We start from the raw sequence: 15,076 nt of genomic DNA, 5'->3' as shown, positions 1-15,076 counted from the left end.
TTCAATGGGTGTTTGATATGAGTAAAGAAACTGTTTTGAAGCCTAGTTATAAAATTGAGAATATTGTGGCCACCGTCATATTGGAACACGAGCTTGATCTCGAACTCATAGAGACCCGGATTCCAGCCATCACTTATAAACCCGATCAATTTCCCGGCTTAATATTTAGACTAGACAAGCCTAAAACAACTGCATTGATTTTCAAATCGGGTAAGATGGTTGTCACTGGGGCCAAAAGTACTCAGCAATTGATAGAAGCAGTAAAGAGAATGATTAAAGTCTTATTAAAGTACAGTATCAAAGTCACCGGGAAACCCAGGATACAGATACAAAATATCGTTGCGAGCGGGGACATCGGAGCATACGTTCACTTGGAGAAAGCCGCTTATCTTCTTGAGGACAGCATGTATGAACCCGAGCAGTTTCCCGGGCTTATTCATAGAATGAGAGGACCCAGAGTTGTTCTCTTAATCTTTAGTAGTGGAAAAATGGTCATAACTGGGGCAAAGGAGGAATCTGAAGTAGAAAAAGCTGTTGTGAATATTGGCAAACAATTATTAGAGCTTGGATGTATAGCTGGAGCGAGAGAGGAAATATAAGTGGTTAAATAAACATGTGTTTTTAGTGATGAAGTGGGCAGCCTCATGGACCCGGAAAGGGATGATGACCTTACAGCTCACTCTGATCATTCATTTTCCAGGATGGTGCCTGGTATCATTATACTTATGGACTTGGATGGCTTCAAAGAGTATACTATGAGCAGGGGACTAGATCAATATACTCCAAACCTTGTAACTGGCGAGTTAACTAGATTAGTAGAGTCCTTTGCTATAAAATACAATAGTGTGATCGTGTATGGGTTAGACTATGAAAGAGGCACTGAAGAAGCTTTAATAGAGATACCTTTCGGGTGTGAGCAAGTCTCGCGTATAATTGAAGATTTGAGGATGATAAAGGAGATAATCAACACCATGGGGGTTGGGATAACAATAGTAGTAATCGGAGACTACGTGATAGCCAGACCAGCACGTGATAGGCGTGAGGCCTATTTTGCAACTTTAGGTAGGAAAAAAGCAGTTAGAATAATAAAGCGTTTGAAGAAAAAAGGAGGCAATACCATTTACGTAGAATGTTAAACGTATTCTTCAACTTTAACGGGACGATATCCAACATAGTCCAAGAATCGCAGCCTCTTTGGTATCGGAGGATGAGTGCTCATTATCTCCTTAAACCCGGATTCTTCCTTTTTCTTCAATTCTTCAATGGCTTGATCAACATCGACATTAAAGTCTCTCGGGGGAGGAATATAATGGTAAAATGGATTCGCGAATGCTTCGCTCAAAGCATAGATAAAGAGGGCTTTTAATTTACTATTGGATAACCGTTCGTATCCAACATCGTTGTACTCGTAGTAAAGGTGTAGCTTAGCCAGTGCGCGTTGCATGTTTCTCGGTGAAGACACTTTGGCCCCGTGAGCATCAGCATAGTACTCCCTTAGCCTGCTGAAGGCCAATACTAGGATCTGCACAATGAAACTCAAAATTACCGCGGCTATTCCAATAAGAATGAAAAATACTCCACCATTGCTTCTACGGTCTCTGGATAGTCTTGAAGCACCGCTTATTATGCCCAGTCTTATGAGCATTACCCCCAAGTAGTATATTATACTTGGGAATATTCCCATGAAGAGCATTATCGCATTATCTCTGTGTTTGTGGTGTCCCAGTTCATGCCCTATTACGGCCTCCAACTCCTCCCTGTTAGTGATCCTAAGCATCTCTGATGATACTGCTACATACTTCCCAAAGATTGGATTTCCATATGCGAAAGCGTTTGGAGGACCTCTGACCACTACTGCTTTGGGTGGCTTCTTGAAGCCAGCTTTTCCAGCGACTCTGTTGACAATCTCTTGGAGCTGATTATCCGGTGTTGCTCTGTATGCTAAATTTATCATTAGCGGGGAAAACAGATATGAGAATACGTTTATGATTAATATAAACAATGCCAGTCCAATTATGAACGCGGCTGTCACTATTGTGCCTAGGACATCAGCCAATGCTATCGAAATCAGGGCCAATCCCGCAACACCCGTGAAAACCGCTATGAAACCTGCAAGATACATCGACGTATATAATGAGAATTTGTTAGTCAACCTCCTAGCCACCTTAGGTGCGATTAGTCCAGCTAGCAACATTAGCGCTACAAATCCTATGGCATATGCAATAATCATTGCCAAGAATAGTGGTACATCATAAAACAACATCCACATAACCTTCACCGAGATGGATTAATTCGTCAGGACTTTATAAATGTGAAAAGCGTGATCATCAGAGTGTTGAAAGTTTTCTTGTAGTGATTGTAAAGGGTATGGAACAACCATAATACTGGATTCAACGAATAAAAATGTTCATTAATAAGTCGAAAATATTGACTCAATATAGGGAACAATCATCGTTGGTGTAGTAAATGATTAAGTATTTCTGGGCTAATGACGTTTCCGACATGATTAAAGATATCGTATCCACTCTCCAGCCCGAACTCCAACATATTGATCTCAAACGAATCGTGGCAGTGAGATCAGTAGGTAGTAAATCTAGAGCGATTGCGCGGGTCCACGGGTTTCCACGAATCTATTCATTTGTATTAGGGGTCGAACCAATATATGTGATCGAGGTCATCTCGGAGGGGTTTGATAACCTACCAGTTGGCGAGAAAGTTAAAGTACTAATACATGAACTTTTACATGTTCCGCGAAACCTTAAGGGAGGCCTTAGGCCACATGGTAGGTTAGTTAATGGTAGAGAAGTATTACGCCTCTACAGGATATTTATTGAAAGGAAATCCCGTAAGTCTTGATTATCGAATATTATTTAAGACCGTGTTAGCGATATATTAATTGATGCTGATGCCGACATAATCTGACAATTTTGATGATGGGTCGATTGTCTGAGTTTCACTCATACATACAGAATAACATTGTTGTCTCTAAATCTGCGAACTCTATTATGCCGAACTCTCTCTCCCCGAAATTAATCCTATCGATTCGAACTAGGGGCGAGTCGATGACTGAAGAGAATTGATCCACCATTTCGCTGTTTTTCTCTAACTCAACCCAGAGAATCACCCTTGATTTATGAAGAAGTCTTGATTTTTTCACATAGGGTGATAAGTAATTCGCGGGATCAGGTGTAACAAGAGTGCCCGGGTGATATGGACCGGTAGCTGGTTGAATTACGATCCATTTCCCATGATCTATCGGGATTTTTTGGAAAACTGGGTATCTTCGTCCACCGAAGCACCTAATGCTAGGGTGTTCATGTCCAATAATTATGATGTCATGTTCATCTATGGGGAAATACTCGTGGCCGTGGGTTATGAATAAACGGGTTCCGTTCATATTTAAGCTTAAGGCGTTGTAAATTCGTCCACCTTCCTCTAAAACTATCTTTTTAATGAAATTATCGTGATTTCCTCTTATCAAAACAACTTCATCTATGTCAGCATTCCTCAGATACCTGATGAGTTCGCGGACCTCTGATTTTTCCTGTCTTAACAACCTATCAAAAGCATGTTTCAAGTCACCGTTTATGATTACACGATCAACCTTGACACGTGTTAGAACATTCTCCAAAGTTTCTATGATTTTCTTAAATTGAACACGTGGGAGAAACATGGCGGAGTAGCTACTTCCACCCCTCAAAGTATAGTCCAATCCTCGCGCTACTGCCTCCTCGAAACCCAGGTGTAAATCAGCCATTATTAAAGTCCTTGAATCGGAAGTGTAAAGAAACGATGTTCCAGGTATAATGAAAATTTCTAAGCCACTATTTTCCTGGAACAACCTTCTAAGCAATCATCCACCACCATTTAAGAAAAGAGTAGCGGGCCCGCCGGGATTTGAACCCGGGACCTACGGGTTAAGAGCCCGCCGCTCTACCAGGCTGAGCTACGGGCCCCAAGCTTCTCTAATATGCAAGGTGCTTTTATATTTATTTTTCGGTTCTTAAGCTGATTTTAACAGCAACGTATTGAATCAATAGCACGGTTCCAATGATCAGTACGATTAGTGATGCAATAGAGAATTCAGTGAAAGGCATCGATGGGATTTCGAGCGTGAAAGACAATCTTACTAGGGTTCCATTAGATGACAATCTAATCACGTTATATTGTAGATTGGTTCCGTTTAAGTGGAATGTTTTCAACTCATCAGGGTTCAGGATAACATGGTAAAGCAATGTCTCGTTGGAGAAAACCATTATCTCAACGGATGCCCCTCCCTCGTTTGTAATGGAAATGGTCGCGCCTCTAGCTTCTGAGATGATGTTTTCTCGAAGAAGAAGCGAAAGTGTATAGTACGAGGTTTCGTTAACGTAAATAATTTTCTCTCTCTCAACCATTTGGACAGTCTCGAGGCTCCCAATTAGTGAAAAAATAATCGACAATACCAGAAGGAAAATGGAAAGTACCAGCAAGCCTCTAGGTGTTAACTGCAAAATACTCACCGATTTAAATTACTTTGGAAACATCATATTAATAATGTGAGACGTTGCCGTCTAAGGAGAAACCGCGAAATAGAAAATTGACTGAGTTTTTCAAACAGTCAGAAAAAAATATTGATGAGAGTCGCGCCCCCCAGAAGAAAGAAGAGCCACAAACGCACTCCAATGTGGAAGACGATATAGTAAAACATGTTTTAAGCCTACTGGATGCTCATAGCAAGCAATTGAAAACTCGGGAAACCAGCGGCAAGAAAGAGCCCTCATTAGAAAGCCAGAGCAAGGAACTTCTGCATGGATTAGAGAGTGATATCCTCGACAAGGTTCTCGAGGAAGATATAAAACCTATTGAATGTGATAACAAAGGAGTCTGTCTTGATGGACTGAAGGTTGGGGAAATTTTTACTGACAAATACGGGGTTAAGAGACAAAGAGGTTACGTGAACACGACGAGGCTCCCGGTTTACCTAGACGTTATTGTTGAAGAAGGGGTTGTCTCCCCTCTTTTATCGAAGTCATACTCGATACAGACGAGTAGGAATGCCGTGGCTATTGTTCCAGAGGATTTTATATGCGAATTACAGCAGAGGTACGGAGTAATTCTAAAGGGTTTTGAGAAATGTACAGGAGAGAAGGTTTCATCCATATTCGAGAAAAAAAGGGGAAGAGCTAGCGGGCAAAAATAGTTTCAGTGTATCGGGGTCTTGTAGTAAGTTTTTCCTTCTTCAATATCCGTCATTAAACGAGGGGTCCTTTTTCTACGCCTTTTCTTACCGGTTCTCGGTTCCCACTTCATTCCCGGTAAGCCAAGGCTTCCATCAGGATACTCCATTATTAGCTTTAACGCTAATAGATGGTTAACGGCTTTTCTCACTCTATCCTCTCCCGCAATTCCACTGAACTCTCTTACCAGTTCGTCGAAGAATAATGGTCTTCCCTTTGTTTTTATTGCGTTCAATACCATGTCTGGGAGCTCGCTATCTCTTGGAGCTATCTCGACGACGAGGTCGATGTCCTCGTACACTATTTTCCCTCTAACCATAATATCACCCTGTATAAGATAGTGGGAATTCAAATATTTAAACTTTTATAATCACTAAATCCCACTAATCAAAGAAAATATTCATTAACCACCGGGTCACATACTTAGAAATCGCGTGGTGCTGATGCATCCAGTCCTAGCTAGGAAAGGAGAAACTGTTCTATTAATGGGGAACGAGGCGATAGCGAGAGGCGCACTTGAAGCCGGGATATGTCTCGCCGCAGCATATCCTGGAACGCCATCGACAGAAATCGTTGAGACATTAGCAGAGGTTGCACAATACACCAAGACATACGTGGAGTGGAGTGTTAACGAGAAAGTGGCTTTCGAAACTGCGTATGCGGCCGCTATATCTGGAGTTAGGAGCTTAACTGCGATGAAACACGTTGGATTAAACGTGGCGGCCGATATATTAATGAGTAGCGCATATGCTGGTGTAAAGGCTGGGTTTGTAATAATTTCAGCGGATGATCCGGGGCATCATAGTAGTCAGAACGAGCAAGATAATAGGTGGTATGGATTCATATCGCATATTCCCGTTATCGAGCCTAGCAGTGCTCGTGAGGCATACTTCTACGTGAAAGAAGCATTCAAATTAAGTGAAAGATACGGTCATCCAGTAATTCTGAGGTCTACGACAAGGATAAGTCACACGCGGCAACCTATCCTACTCGAGGAGGATATTCCCATTGAGAAGGCATGTAAAGGTTCTTTCGAAAGAGTTATTGAAAGATGGGTTCTAGTCCCAGGACACGCGAGAAAATTAAAGTCAAAGCTGATGGAGATTTGGAGAAAAATTCAAATGGAGACCAGTGAACCCTTTGTAAAAATCATAAACCCGGGTATGAAGACCGTAGTAATAGCAAGCGGGATCGCTTATTCACACGTTAGTGAGGTGTTGAATCTCACAGGTCTTGACGATAAAATCACTGTTGTGAAAGTAAATATGCCTGTTCCGTTGCCAAGGAAACCAATAGAGGAGGTCTTGAGTACAGCTGAAAAAGTCTTGGTTGTCGAGGAACTTGATCCCATTGTAGAAGATCAAGTTAAAAGGATATCCTTAGAGATTGGCTCGACTAGTAAGATATTTGGAAAAGAATACGTCCCGTTAAACGATGAATTATCGGTCCAAGCCGTCTATGATGCAATATGTAAGTTCTTAGGATCATGTTCGCCCCAGAGATGGGAGTCGATCGGCGACATAAAAACAGACCCTCCCATCCCTCCAAGACCCCCTGTTTTGTGCCCCGGCTGTCCCCATCGAAGTAGCTATTATATTTTGAAGACCAGTCTTAACAGAGCTGGTTTCAGGAACGTTATATACACGGGAGACATTGGGTGCTACACCCTGGGTTATCAAAAACCCTTTGAAACTCAAATGACAAGCTTCGAAATGGGAGGTGCGATAGGTATAGGGCACGGACTCAGTAAGGTCGTCGACGAATTAGTCATTGCAATAGTAGGTGATTCAACATTCTATCATGCAGGAATTCCAGGAGTTGTAAATCTCGTCTTCAACAAGGGAAGAGCCATTCCTGTAGTATTGGATAACTCGGTTACTGCGATGACAGGACACCAGCCGCATCCCGGAAGCGGATACACCGCCACAGGAGAAGCTACTGCTAAAATACTGCCTGAGGATGTTTTGAAAGCCGTGGGCTTTGAGACCTATGTAATTAATCCGTTAAGAGTCAAGGAGTCTGTGGCTACACTGCAGAAGGCGCTGGAGGAGTTTAAGAAGGGAAAGAACATTGCCATAGTTTCAAGAGCCCGGTGCGCCTTAGAAGTAATGAGGGATGCTAGGAGATCCCGCGTTGTCTTACCCGTATATAGAGTTGATCCCGAGAAGTGCACAGCCTGTCAAGCATGCGTCAACTTAGCGGCCTGCCCAGCCCTCGTAGTAGACCCTAATACTCGGAAGCCAGTCATAGTCGAAGACTTGTGCGCTGGATGTGGCCTCTGCGCTAGCATTTGTCCCTACAAGGCTATCCAGGTTTCCAACACGCCTTCAAGTGAGTGGGAAAAACTATGGTGAGGTGGGGATCATGAAGGAGAGGTTCAATCTCATCTTATCTGGGGTGGGTGGACAAGGATTAATTACTCTTGGGAGGTTGATAGGAAGGGCTTGTATACTAGCGGGGAGAAATGTTACAATCGCTGAAGTACATGGAATGAGTCAGAGAGGGGGAAGCGTGGTTGTTCACGTCAGAATTGGAGAGGGAGAATCACCAATTATACCTAGTGGAGCGGCTCACCATATAATTGCGATGGAGATACTGGAAGCAGGGAGAACGGCGAGGTATGCGAACAAAGATACGGTTATGGTTGTAAACGATTTAATTCTCCCCCCACCGCTTGTGAAATATCCTAGTAGAGAGGTTGTTGTCGAGAGTTTAAGGAGCAAGATTGGAAAATTCTACCTGTACAATGCTGAAGAAGTGAGCAAGGAGATCACAGGTTCCCCAATATCATCCAATATAGCTCTCCTTGGCTTCTCACTATCCGTAAACCCGTTATTTGAAGAATTGATTAAGAAAGCAGACATCGAGAGAGCCATTGAAGATATGTTTAAAGGTAAGTCGGCTGAATTGAATAAAGAGATTCTACATAGATCATACGAAGCTGGGAGGAGTAGACTTGGAGGATAAAAAGGCGGTGATTTTGGGAAAAATCGAAGAGGCCATTGATTTGATAGATAAGCTAGAATCAATACTTTCACGGATTCGCGTAGGAGACCCCATTTCATCTGGAAGTCTGTACCAGATTTATGAAACTATCGTTATTTTACGAGAGAAAATCATCGAGATTAGAGAATTAACTTGAATTCTCCTCATCTTTTTTCAATTATTGTTTTCCATGCGATACGGATTATATGTGTATACTATGTCTAGCCTCGCTGGAAGGATCTTCTCGATATAAGTATTCGGTGAATTGAAGACTATTTTAGACGATTTAGATAAGACTTTTACATTGGAGAGTTTTGACAACCACAACTCTTCCGTGTTCAATATGTTGACATGTGTTTTTGCCAGGTAGGACTTGCGCGAGTTGACCTCGTTAATCCACACGTGACCCTTCCCCCCCACGGATATGAGGTTTATGCAGTAAGCATTTTCCACTATTAAAATGTTCCCTGTTCCTATTAATAAGCAGTTTTCACCGGCTAAGAAGGAGACCCTTCCTTTTCCAGCTATGATAACATCTCTTCCGATGATTAATTTCGCATTAACAAATCCTTTAACAAATACTTCTCCGCAACTTATAATGTGATCATTAAACCCGTTCAAATAATACGTTGCTTCGCATATCATCGGTTCGTTTTTCTGCATATTTATCAACACGTCTTTTATAAGACATAAGTGCAGGTTTAATAAAAAATATTGTAATGGTGTTTTGCGGAGATAGAGTCTTATGGAATTACTCGGGATTGATACATCTGTAGTGGAGAAAGTTGCCAGGATCCTGAGCAGGAATAGGAGCGAGCTCCAAAGAATGAATATCTACGATAATAGGTTTTACCCTGACAGCAACGAGGACTTGGAAAACATTCTCCGGTACTTCTTAGTCATGGTGGCAATGGATCATCGGTTGAGCAGACCTGGAAAAGTATATTATGCATGCCTTGAAGACGGTTGCTACAAAGGAGCAGATTTGTTATATAGGCTTGGAAAGAAAAAGTTTGACGAGTCCCCGGATTTTTACAACCCGGAAAAACTATCGCAAATAAGGCTCGAAGAAGTTGAAAAATGGTTAAGCGTGGGTGAAGCCCGACCGGTTGATTTAGAGCTGCGAACGTTTCTCTTAAAAGACTTGGGTTTAAAAGTTTTGAAAATATTCGAAGGAAGTGTTTCATCCATAATTAATTCCGTGAATAATAGGCTTCATGGGGACGGAGTTAACCCGGGATTGGTAGAACTGCTTAAATTATTCACAGCATATCAAGATCCGGTTGAGAAAAAATCTATGCTCCTAGCTAAGTTTCTATTCATGCGTGACATTTTCAAACCCGTTGATAAGCCGTATATCCCTGTTGATAATCATCTAACCCGGATAGCCTTGAGAACGGGCCTCGTGGTTTTGTCTGGACGTTTATGGAATAAGATAGTAAATAAGATAGAAGCCTCGCCCGAAGAGGATGTAATGATTCGTTTAGTGGTTAGGGAAGCGTATAGTTACCTCTCGGAGAAGAGTGGTGTAAGTACTTGGGAACTTGATGATCATTTTTGGAATCATGGACGGAACATATGCCTTCGCGACGAGAAACCGCTTTGCGAGAAGTGCATGTTCAAAGGTGTATGTCGAGCCCGAAGAAATAACGCATTCATGGTGGTTGAACACTTGTATTTTAACACTTGGTTTTACTAGGGGTTGAGGAGCGATGTCTGAAAGAGACATTAGAGAATTGTTGGCTTTGAACAACATTGAGAAATTAATAATGGAGTATTTTCTCAGGAATATAAGTGTTGGGGAAATAATAGCGATTCTCGACCTGAGGGAGGAGGTTAAGAAGAGGATTAAGACAGGAGAGTTACAGTACTCGGATACGGATGACGCGGTTATAGAGAGAGAACTGTTAACCATAATAACTAGCCTAATTAGACGCGGATTTCTTGAATACAATATGGGTGTTTTCAACTTGGCTGAATGGATAAGGGAGTATCTTAGAAAGAAGTATAAATCGTTGGAGACTGGCGTGTCCAAAAGCCTTGAGAAAATCGTTAGCGACTAGGTTTTTTAGCAATGTATCCCTGAGACCTATGATCAAAAAACAGTACTATGAATCCGGCCGTTTCCAATCTGTTTTTAATCCCTTTTAATATACTGTAATTGCTCTTCAAACCCGGGACTCCGGTGTAATGATATAGAGTCCCACCGGGTTTCAATATTCTGAAGAACTCGCGATACAGTTCAAACCCGTACAGATCCCCAGTTGAAGAGCTAAACCTTGGAGGATCATGGATTATTTTGTCAAACCGGTTGTCTGGTAGCTCGTGGGCGATTGAGATTACGTCTTCATTGTAGATTGTCACGTTTTCCCTCTTAAGCATTTTACTCCATGGATTCCGTTCGGCGATCCATAGGACATTGGGATCGATTTCAGAGGTTAACACTTTTGATGCTCCTTTTCTCAGAGAGGCTATTGCTGTGTATCCAAGTCCTGTGCAAGTATCGAGTACTATATCGCCCTTCTTAACTCTGGCGGCATGAATTTTCAATACAGCATCTTCCCACGGGTTCAAATCAATTATTCGATGCATATGTATTCCATTTATTTCAATGGTAGGAGGAAGATCAGGACCAACAGCTTTCAGCTTGTAATATCCATTTGCCGAGGCGGTAGTTATTTCGTAAATCTTTCCCTTTTCATATAACACGATTCTATCTTTTTCACTAGGCTGAACTAAGTCGAGGTCTAACTCTACATTATCTATTGTGATTTTCCCATTGGAAACACATACCTTATGGCGTGAGACTCCAAGGTCGAGCGTTGTTTCGAGGCAGTTTTCGAAGGCTTTTAGAAAATCGATCAACCAGCTTGTAAACCAATACCCTTCAACTGGTTGGAACACGTATTCACTCTTCATGGTAGCCGACCATCGACTCTAAGGGTACGAGTCTTAGGTTTGCCGATGTTCTTCCGAGGTCTCTTTTAAGTCTGGATATGGCTTCGGAGTCCCCTTCTGCAATGATTATTAGAAGATAGGAGTCCCCGAGCGGGTGATAGATTAGAGATTTTACAACCTCTCTGTGTTTATCTATAATTTTCGATGAAACAGATTTTTGTGTAACTGATATTAATACTGAGATACATGTGTGTTTTTTCGTTTCAGAATGTAGATTCTCGTGTAAGTATTCGTTTATGGCATTCTCAATAATCTTAGATCTTTCACAACCATGGTCTCTGGCTAACTCATCTACTAGGCTAGCCAGTTCGGTTGAAATACTGATCCCGAATCTTCTCTTCTTACTCATTTTTCCCACCTTTTAAGAACCCCGTGGATCAAACATGTGACAAGAACGACTCCTGTGACCCCGGTTGGACTAAGATTTACCAGTAAGGAGATAAAGAATCCTACACTAGAGGCAAATAGCGACAATGTGATAGATAAGAGAATCAGTTCTTTGCCGCTTCTTGAGTAGAATGAACTGGTGATTGCAGGCAAGAGTATTAAGACATGTTGCAGAATGTATCCGCTGACTCTCAATAACCCAATCGTCGCTAATCCTATTATAGTGTACGTCATTAAATCGTATAGTGTAGTTTTCAATCCAAGTATCTTGAGAGTTACTTCATCAATACCCAGAGAAAGAATTTCAAACAATGATAATGCGAATATTATAGAAATTATGATAGTTACGCCGGCCACGAAGCTCATGTCAGTGTATGTGATCAATAGTGGATCACCAAGAAAAAGAGAGTTCAAATTATATCCTATGGGAAATCTTGTCACTAGGATGTATGCGGCGATAACGCTGAAAGCTGAAGTGGAGGCTACAATTATTGCAGAAGTATTGTTTGGCTCTATTCCCTTCCTTATCATAAATCCTGCTATATGGATAATTGCTAAGCCAATGATCATGGACCATAGAAAGTAATGAATCCTTGTTAATGATTCGATCATTAATCCGATAATAACCGCTAGAAGGCTCGTGTGTGTGGCACTCGAGGCCAGAAACTCGAGCTTTCTGAAATAAACAACAATACTCACTAGGGAGAACGCAAGCCCCATTATCAAGTATGTGAAGACTTTTCTGGGGTCAAAGCTAAGCATAGAGAGAATTGTGAAGAAGATGGTTAGGGCGGTTAATGTTGCGAGTAAAATTGTACCATTATGTTTTTTCACCGCGATCTCCTCTTGATCAATAATCCCATGAGAAAACCCAAAATAGCACCGGTGGAGATACCCGCTAAGGTGTATAACGTGTTCGCAAGCGGGTTGGAGTTTTCCACCTCGCTACGGGGGTTGACATCCAGTGGTTTAACATCTTGCGAGATCAAGCTTATATATCTTGAAACAAAGGAGTTGTTTGTCAGAGGGGATTCAACGTATAAGACTGGTAGACCGTTCTCCAGTGCAATCTCCTCAAGATAAGAAGATATCCTTGATGAGGGAGTCGATAAAACTACCACACCCACTTCCCTGTTCTTCACCAGTTCTTCAATTTTCATCATGTCGGATGGTGCAACATCCAAGTCGTGCTCGACCTTTAATAACTTGATCACCCTAATTCCCATCCATTCAACTGCATACTGTGTTAATGGCGTATCTGCAACAGCTGTGGTATAGTATTTACTTCTATGCATTAATACGTTCTTCAATAAAGTGTCCTGTAATGCTAGATATTTTTCAACATAGCACTCCTTCTTTGATGGGTTCAAGTTCATGAAAGTTTTTGACAAGTTGTACGCGAAAGCTATGTAGTTTAAGGGATCATATAGAATACCATGATAATTAGGTTGGCCAGTATTGGGGTTGCTTAGTATCACGATCCCCTCTATTTGCGTTAATTCAATCAGGATGCTTGACACTTCTCCAGAATTAACTAATTCTTTAATGCTTAGCTCTGCTTGGGTGTGCGCAGTTGATATAATGACGTCAGCATTCTTTAGGGAGGTTATATCATTAGGTGTTAGTGCATAATCATGAGGGTCAACGTTGTTGGGAATCAACCCTCTTACTACGTCGCCAGGGCATGTGAGAAGAGTTATGTCAGGTACTAAACTGGTGAAGGTTGAAACGATTTTTAAACCGTTCTCATCGGCATGTGTTGGGGTTAAGCCTGTTAACCCTATTATTATTAGTGCGATCATAAGTGCTCGCATTAGTATACACACCTATTGTGCATAAAATCTTTAAGGGTTTTTTAAAAATTTTGTGCACAGGGAGGCAGATGAGAATCGCCCTTGATGATTTGACAATTATCCGCGGTGGAAAATTGATCGTTAAAAATCTCACCGCTACCTTCAAGGGTCCGGGCTTGATACAAGTAATAGGTCCTAACGGAGCTGGTAAGACGACATTGTTCCTGACCATACTCGGACTAATTAAACCTGTTAGTGGAAGGATTTATATTAATGATATAGATGCTACGGGCTCTCCGGGAAAATTGAAGAGCATGGTATCGTATCTTCCGCAAAAATTTGAAATTCCTAGAAACCTCCCTATAACTGTCCAGGAATTGATGGAATGTTGCATCAGATTAAATAATCATTGGCCTCGGACTTTCTCAAAGAAGATAGATAGCGAAAAAATAGTTTCGGCATTAAAACTAGTAGGATTGACGGAGGACTTTTGGGATGCGCCTGTTTCAAGCTTATCTGGTGGACAATTTCAACGGGTAATGATCGCGAGGACATTAGCGTTGAACACACCAATGATCATCATGGATGAACCTCTTTCAAACATAGATCCTGAAGGAAAGAAAACGATTGCCGACCTCCTGGGCTCCATCTCTAGGGAGAAGCTTTTGATATTAAGTTCCCACGATCCAATACTTCTCATGCCATATACTTCAAGGATCCTTCTGCTTGGAAACGGTTTGGCCTTCTATGGTCCTCCTCAAGAGGTTCTTGCAAGAGGAGTATTAGGTAAAATCTACGGAGAGTGTTTTATAGAGGCAAGAGACCATGTTCACATCGTCGACTGGCACTAGAGATCAAAGATGGGGGTCAATCTCGATTGTTGCGGCTCCTGGAGGGTGAAGTACTAGCGTACAAGGGTGTTGGATGGGTTGTTAAAGGATATCAACACCCGTCTGGTCACGTAGTGGCATACCCCAGATATGATTTGATTAACGGTAGGAAACTCCATCAATGGGAGTTACAGCGATTAAGCATGAATATTTTGAGCTGGGAGTGCATAAAAAGGGATGTACCCGTTATTCCTGTTAAAGAATCTTTGAAGCTTAGTCGGGGCTTTAACTCACGAATAGGTGTTATTATAGACAGCCTTTCAAGATTGTTGGACAAAGATGAAGAAGAGATAGAGTTGTCTGGTTCATCGTTGTTAAACGACGGCTATAGAGATGTGGATATAATATTGTATCAAAGCGAAGTAGAAACGGCCTCCCTTCTGGAGATACTGATTGAGAAGGATGTTCTAAAGAAAATTAATAATTATTTCCTCATTAGAGAATACGTAGAGAAACATTCGTCCAGAATGAGTCTTGAAAACTATTTGAAATTAAAGCGGAACACGATTCTTCATTTTATGCTTGGAGACTCGCACGTTAATGTTAAACTCATATCATTCTCCAGCGGATTCAATGATTGCTACGATAAAGTAGAGGACCTATCTAGCTACAACGGCTCTTTTAGGGTTTTAAAAAGACTGACAGCCCCCCTTATACCCTCCCGGTATTTAATAGAGATTCAAGGTGAGGAATTGGAGATGGAGACGCTCAGGGAGGTTTACTCGGAGCTAACACCCGGAGACTACTATATTGCAGGAGGAGTAATTGAAGACAGAAGGAATAAAAGGGTACTGGTACCGGATCACGGGGTGATTCTCTCTAAATAATTCATATTAAAGAAAGA

Annotated in this window: 20 protein-coding genes and 1 tRNA gene; 11 read left to right on the top strand and 10 right to left on the bottom strand. The window is 41.7% G+C overall.

What is annotated here, in order from left to right; genetic code table 11:
• The first annotated feature begins 17 nt into the window (after positions 1 to 17).
• Complete coding sequence (locus tag QXH45_04680; protein MEM2078544.1) at positions 18 to 599, top strand: TATA-box-binding protein; 582 nt, start codon at positions 18 to 20, stop codon at positions 597 to 599.
• A gap of 102 nt (positions 600 to 701) precedes the next feature.
• Positions 702 to 1,136 (top strand): hypothetical protein, encoded by a 435-nt coding sequence (locus tag QXH45_04675; protein MEM2078543.1) that lies wholly within the window; start codon positions 702 to 704, stop codon positions 1,134 to 1,136.
• Here the strand turns inward: QXH45_04675 and QXH45_04670 are convergent.
• Positions 1,133 to 2,263 (bottom strand): M48 family metalloprotease, encoded by a 1,131-nt coding sequence (locus QXH45_04670; protein ID MEM2078542.1) that lies wholly within the window; start codon positions 2,261 to 2,263, stop codon positions 1,133 to 1,135. The genes QXH45_04675 and QXH45_04670 overlap by 4 nt on opposite strands.
• Before the next feature lie 203 nt (positions 2,264 to 2,466).
• Between QXH45_04670 and QXH45_04665 the strand changes: the two genes are divergently transcribed.
• Entirely contained in the window at positions 2,467 to 2,856 is a 390-nt protein-coding gene (locus QXH45_04665) for a putative metallopeptidase (protein ID MEM2078541.1), read from the top strand.
• A 97-nt stretch (positions 2,857 to 2,953) separates the two neighbouring features.
• Here QXH45_04665 and QXH45_04660 read toward each other — a convergent pair whose 3' ends face one another.
• The 3 genes from QXH45_04660 to QXH45_04650 form a co-directional block, all read right to left on the bottom strand.
• Complete coding sequence (locus QXH45_04660; GenBank protein MEM2078540.1) at positions 2,954 to 3,853, bottom strand: metallophosphoesterase; 900 nt, start codon at positions 3,851 to 3,853, stop codon at positions 2,954 to 2,956.
• 29 nt (positions 3,854 to 3,882) lie between these two features.
• A tRNA-Lys gene (locus QXH45_04655) sits at positions 3,883 to 3,956 on the bottom strand.
• Between the two features lie 33 nt (positions 3,957 to 3,989).
• Entirely contained in the window at positions 3,990 to 4,493 is a 504-nt protein-coding gene (locus tag QXH45_04650; protein ID MEM2078539.1) for a hypothetical protein, read from the bottom strand.
• A 53-nt stretch (positions 4,494 to 4,546) separates the two neighbouring features.
• Between QXH45_04650 and QXH45_04645 the strand changes: the two genes are divergently transcribed.
• On the top strand, positions 4,547 to 5,182 hold the full coding sequence (locus tag QXH45_04645) for a hypothetical protein (protein MEM2078538.1): 636 nt from the start codon (positions 4,547 to 4,549) through the stop codon (positions 5,180 to 5,182).
• A gap of 2 nt (positions 5,183 to 5,184) precedes the next feature.
• Here QXH45_04645 and QXH45_04640 read toward each other — a convergent pair whose 3' ends face one another.
• Positions 5,185 to 5,538: a hypothetical protein gene (locus QXH45_04640; protein MEM2078537.1), complete on the bottom strand. Its 354-nt coding sequence runs from the start codon at positions 5,536 to 5,538 to the stop codon at positions 5,185 to 5,187.
• A gap of 124 nt (positions 5,539 to 5,662) precedes the next feature.
• On the opposite strand from QXH45_04640, the gene iorA reads away from it, so the two are divergent.
• Genes iorA through QXH45_04625 form a run of 3 tightly spaced genes read left to right on the top strand, consistent with a single transcriptional unit; the run spans position 5,663 to position 8,361 of the window.
• Positions 5,663 to 7,573, top strand: a complete 1,911-nt coding sequence (iorA, locus tag QXH45_04635; protein MEM2078536.1) for an indolepyruvate ferredoxin oxidoreductase subunit alpha — start codon at positions 5,663 to 5,665, stop codon at positions 7,571 to 7,573.
• 10 nt (positions 7,574 to 7,583) lie between these two features.
• Positions 7,584 to 8,186 carry an indolepyruvate oxidoreductase subunit beta gene (locus QXH45_04630; protein ID MEM2078535.1) on the top strand — a complete coding sequence of 201 codons (603 nt, stop codon included), beginning with the start codon at positions 7,584 to 7,586 and terminating at the stop codon, positions 8,184 to 8,186.
• Positions 8,176 to 8,361 (top strand): hypothetical protein, encoded by a 186-nt coding sequence (locus QXH45_04625; protein MEM2078534.1) that lies wholly within the window; start codon positions 8,176 to 8,178, stop codon positions 8,359 to 8,361. The genes QXH45_04630 and QXH45_04625 overlap by 11 nt, the downstream gene beginning before the upstream one ends.
• A 17-nt stretch (positions 8,362 to 8,378) precedes the next feature.
• Here QXH45_04625 and QXH45_04620 read toward each other — a convergent pair whose 3' ends face one another.
• Complete coding sequence (locus QXH45_04620; GenBank protein MEM2078533.1) at positions 8,379 to 8,867, bottom strand: hypothetical protein; 489 nt, start codon at positions 8,865 to 8,867, stop codon at positions 8,379 to 8,381.
• Positions 8,868 to 8,949: 82 nt separating this feature from the next.
• Between QXH45_04620 and QXH45_04615 the strand changes: the two genes are divergently transcribed.
• Complete coding sequence (locus QXH45_04615) at positions 8,950 to 9,903, top strand: iron-sulfur cluster loop (GenBank protein ID MEM2078532.1); 954 nt, start codon at positions 8,950 to 8,952, stop codon at positions 9,901 to 9,903.
• Between the two features lie 13 nt (positions 9,904 to 9,916).
• A complete protein-coding gene (locus QXH45_04610; GenBank protein ID MEM2078531.1) occupies positions 9,917 to 10,267 on the top strand; it encodes a hypothetical protein in 351 nt (116 codons plus the stop codon).
• Here the strand turns inward: QXH45_04610 and QXH45_04605 are convergent.
• From QXH45_04605 to QXH45_04590, 4 genes are read right to left on the bottom strand one after another with little or no spacing between them, the layout of a single operon-like run.
• The gene (locus QXH45_04605) at positions 10,257 to 11,123 is read right to left on the bottom strand and encodes a methyltransferase (protein ID MEM2078530.1); all 867 of its coding nucleotides are present in this window, start codon (positions 11,121 to 11,123) and stop codon (positions 10,257 to 10,259) included. The two genes, QXH45_04610 and QXH45_04605, sit on opposite strands and share 11 nt — an antisense overlap.
• On the bottom strand, positions 11,113 to 11,511 hold the full coding sequence (locus QXH45_04600; protein MEM2078529.1) for a ribbon-helix-helix domain-containing protein: 399 nt from the start codon (positions 11,509 to 11,511) through the stop codon (positions 11,113 to 11,115). The genes QXH45_04605 and QXH45_04600 overlap by 11 nt, the downstream gene beginning before the upstream one ends.
• Positions 11,508 to 12,383: a metal ABC transporter permease gene (locus QXH45_04595; protein ID MEM2078528.1), complete on the bottom strand. Its 876-nt coding sequence runs from the start codon at positions 12,381 to 12,383 to the stop codon at positions 11,508 to 11,510. The genes QXH45_04600 and QXH45_04595 overlap by 4 nt, the downstream gene beginning before the upstream one ends.
• Complete coding sequence (locus QXH45_04590; GenBank protein ID MEM2078527.1) at positions 12,380 to 13,363, bottom strand: zinc ABC transporter substrate-binding protein; 984 nt, start codon at positions 13,361 to 13,363, stop codon at positions 12,380 to 12,382. The genes QXH45_04595 and QXH45_04590 overlap by 4 nt, the downstream gene beginning before the upstream one ends.
• 68 nt (positions 13,364 to 13,431) lie before the next feature.
• On the opposite strand from QXH45_04590, the gene QXH45_04585 reads away from it, so the two are divergent.
• Both QXH45_04585 and QXH45_04580 read left to right on the top strand, forming a co-directional pair.
• Positions 13,432 to 14,193, top strand: coding sequence for a metal ABC transporter ATP-binding protein (locus QXH45_04585; protein ID MEM2078526.1), 762 nt, complete (start codon positions 13,432 to 13,434; stop codon positions 14,191 to 14,193).
• 29 nt (positions 14,194 to 14,222) lie between these two features.
• Positions 14,223 to 15,059, top strand: coding sequence for a hypothetical protein (locus QXH45_04580; protein MEM2078525.1), 837 nt, complete (start codon positions 14,223 to 14,225; stop codon positions 15,057 to 15,059).
• Positions 15,060 to 15,076: the final 17 nt, after the last annotated feature.

It is taken from the genome of Thermosphaera sp., from assembly GCA_038827615.1.
Taxonomy (GTDB): Archaea; Thermoproteota; Thermoprotei_A; order Sulfolobales; family Desulfurococcaceae; genus Thermosphaera.
Note: the sequence above shows the minus strand (reverse complement) of the source record. Positions and strands in the feature narration are given on the sequence as shown.

What these genes read in the sequence shown, in the direction of transcription:
- iorA (MEM2078536.1), top strand. Translation starts at nt 5,663, where the DNA reads ATGCATCCAGTCCTAGCTAGGAAAGGAGAAACTGTTCTATTAATGGGG.
- QXH45_04600 (MEM2078529.1), bottom strand. Translation starts at nt 11,511, where the DNA reads ATGAGTAAGAAGAGAAGATTCGGGATCAGTATTTCAACCGAACTGGCT.
- QXH45_04675 (MEM2078543.1), top strand. Translation starts at nt 702, where the DNA reads ATGGTGCCTGGTATCATTATACTTATGGACTTGGATGGCTTCAAAGAG.
- QXH45_04630 (MEM2078535.1), top strand. Translation starts at nt 7,584, where the DNA reads ATGAAGGAGAGGTTCAATCTCATCTTATCTGGGGTGGGTGGACAAGGA.
- QXH45_04585 (MEM2078526.1), top strand. Translation starts at nt 13,432, where the DNA reads ATGAGAATCGCCCTTGATGATTTGACAATTATCCGCGGTGGAAAATTG.
- QXH45_04640 (MEM2078537.1), bottom strand. Translation starts at nt 5,538, where the DNA reads ATGGTTAGAGGGAAAATAGTGTACGAGGACATCGACCTCGTCGTCGAG.
- QXH45_04615 (MEM2078532.1), top strand. Translation starts at nt 8,950, where the DNA reads ATGGAATTACTCGGGATTGATACATCTGTAGTGGAGAAAGTTGCCAGG.
- QXH45_04665 (MEM2078541.1), top strand. Translation starts at nt 2,467, where the DNA reads ATGATTAAGTATTTCTGGGCTAATGACGTTTCCGACATGATTAAAGAT.
- QXH45_04620 (MEM2078533.1), bottom strand. Translation starts at nt 8,867, where the DNA reads ATGCAGAAAAACGAACCGATGATATGCGAAGCAACGTATTATTTGAAC.
- QXH45_04590 (MEM2078527.1), bottom strand. Translation starts at nt 13,363, where the DNA reads ATGCGAGCACTTATGATCGCACTAATAATAATAGGGTTAACAGGCTTA.
- QXH45_04680 (MEM2078544.1), top strand. Translation starts at nt 18, where the DNA reads ATGAGTAAAGAAACTGTTTTGAAGCCTAGTTATAAAATTGAGAATATT.
- QXH45_04610 (MEM2078531.1), top strand. Translation starts at nt 9,917, where the DNA reads ATGTCTGAAAGAGACATTAGAGAATTGTTGGCTTTGAACAACATTGAG.
- QXH45_04605 (MEM2078530.1), bottom strand. Translation starts at nt 11,123, where the DNA reads ATGAAGAGTGAATACGTGTTCCAACCAGTTGAAGGGTATTGGTTTACA.
- QXH45_04670 (MEM2078542.1), bottom strand. Translation starts at nt 2,263, where the DNA reads ATGTTGTTTTATGATGTACCACTATTCTTGGCAATGATTATTGCATAT.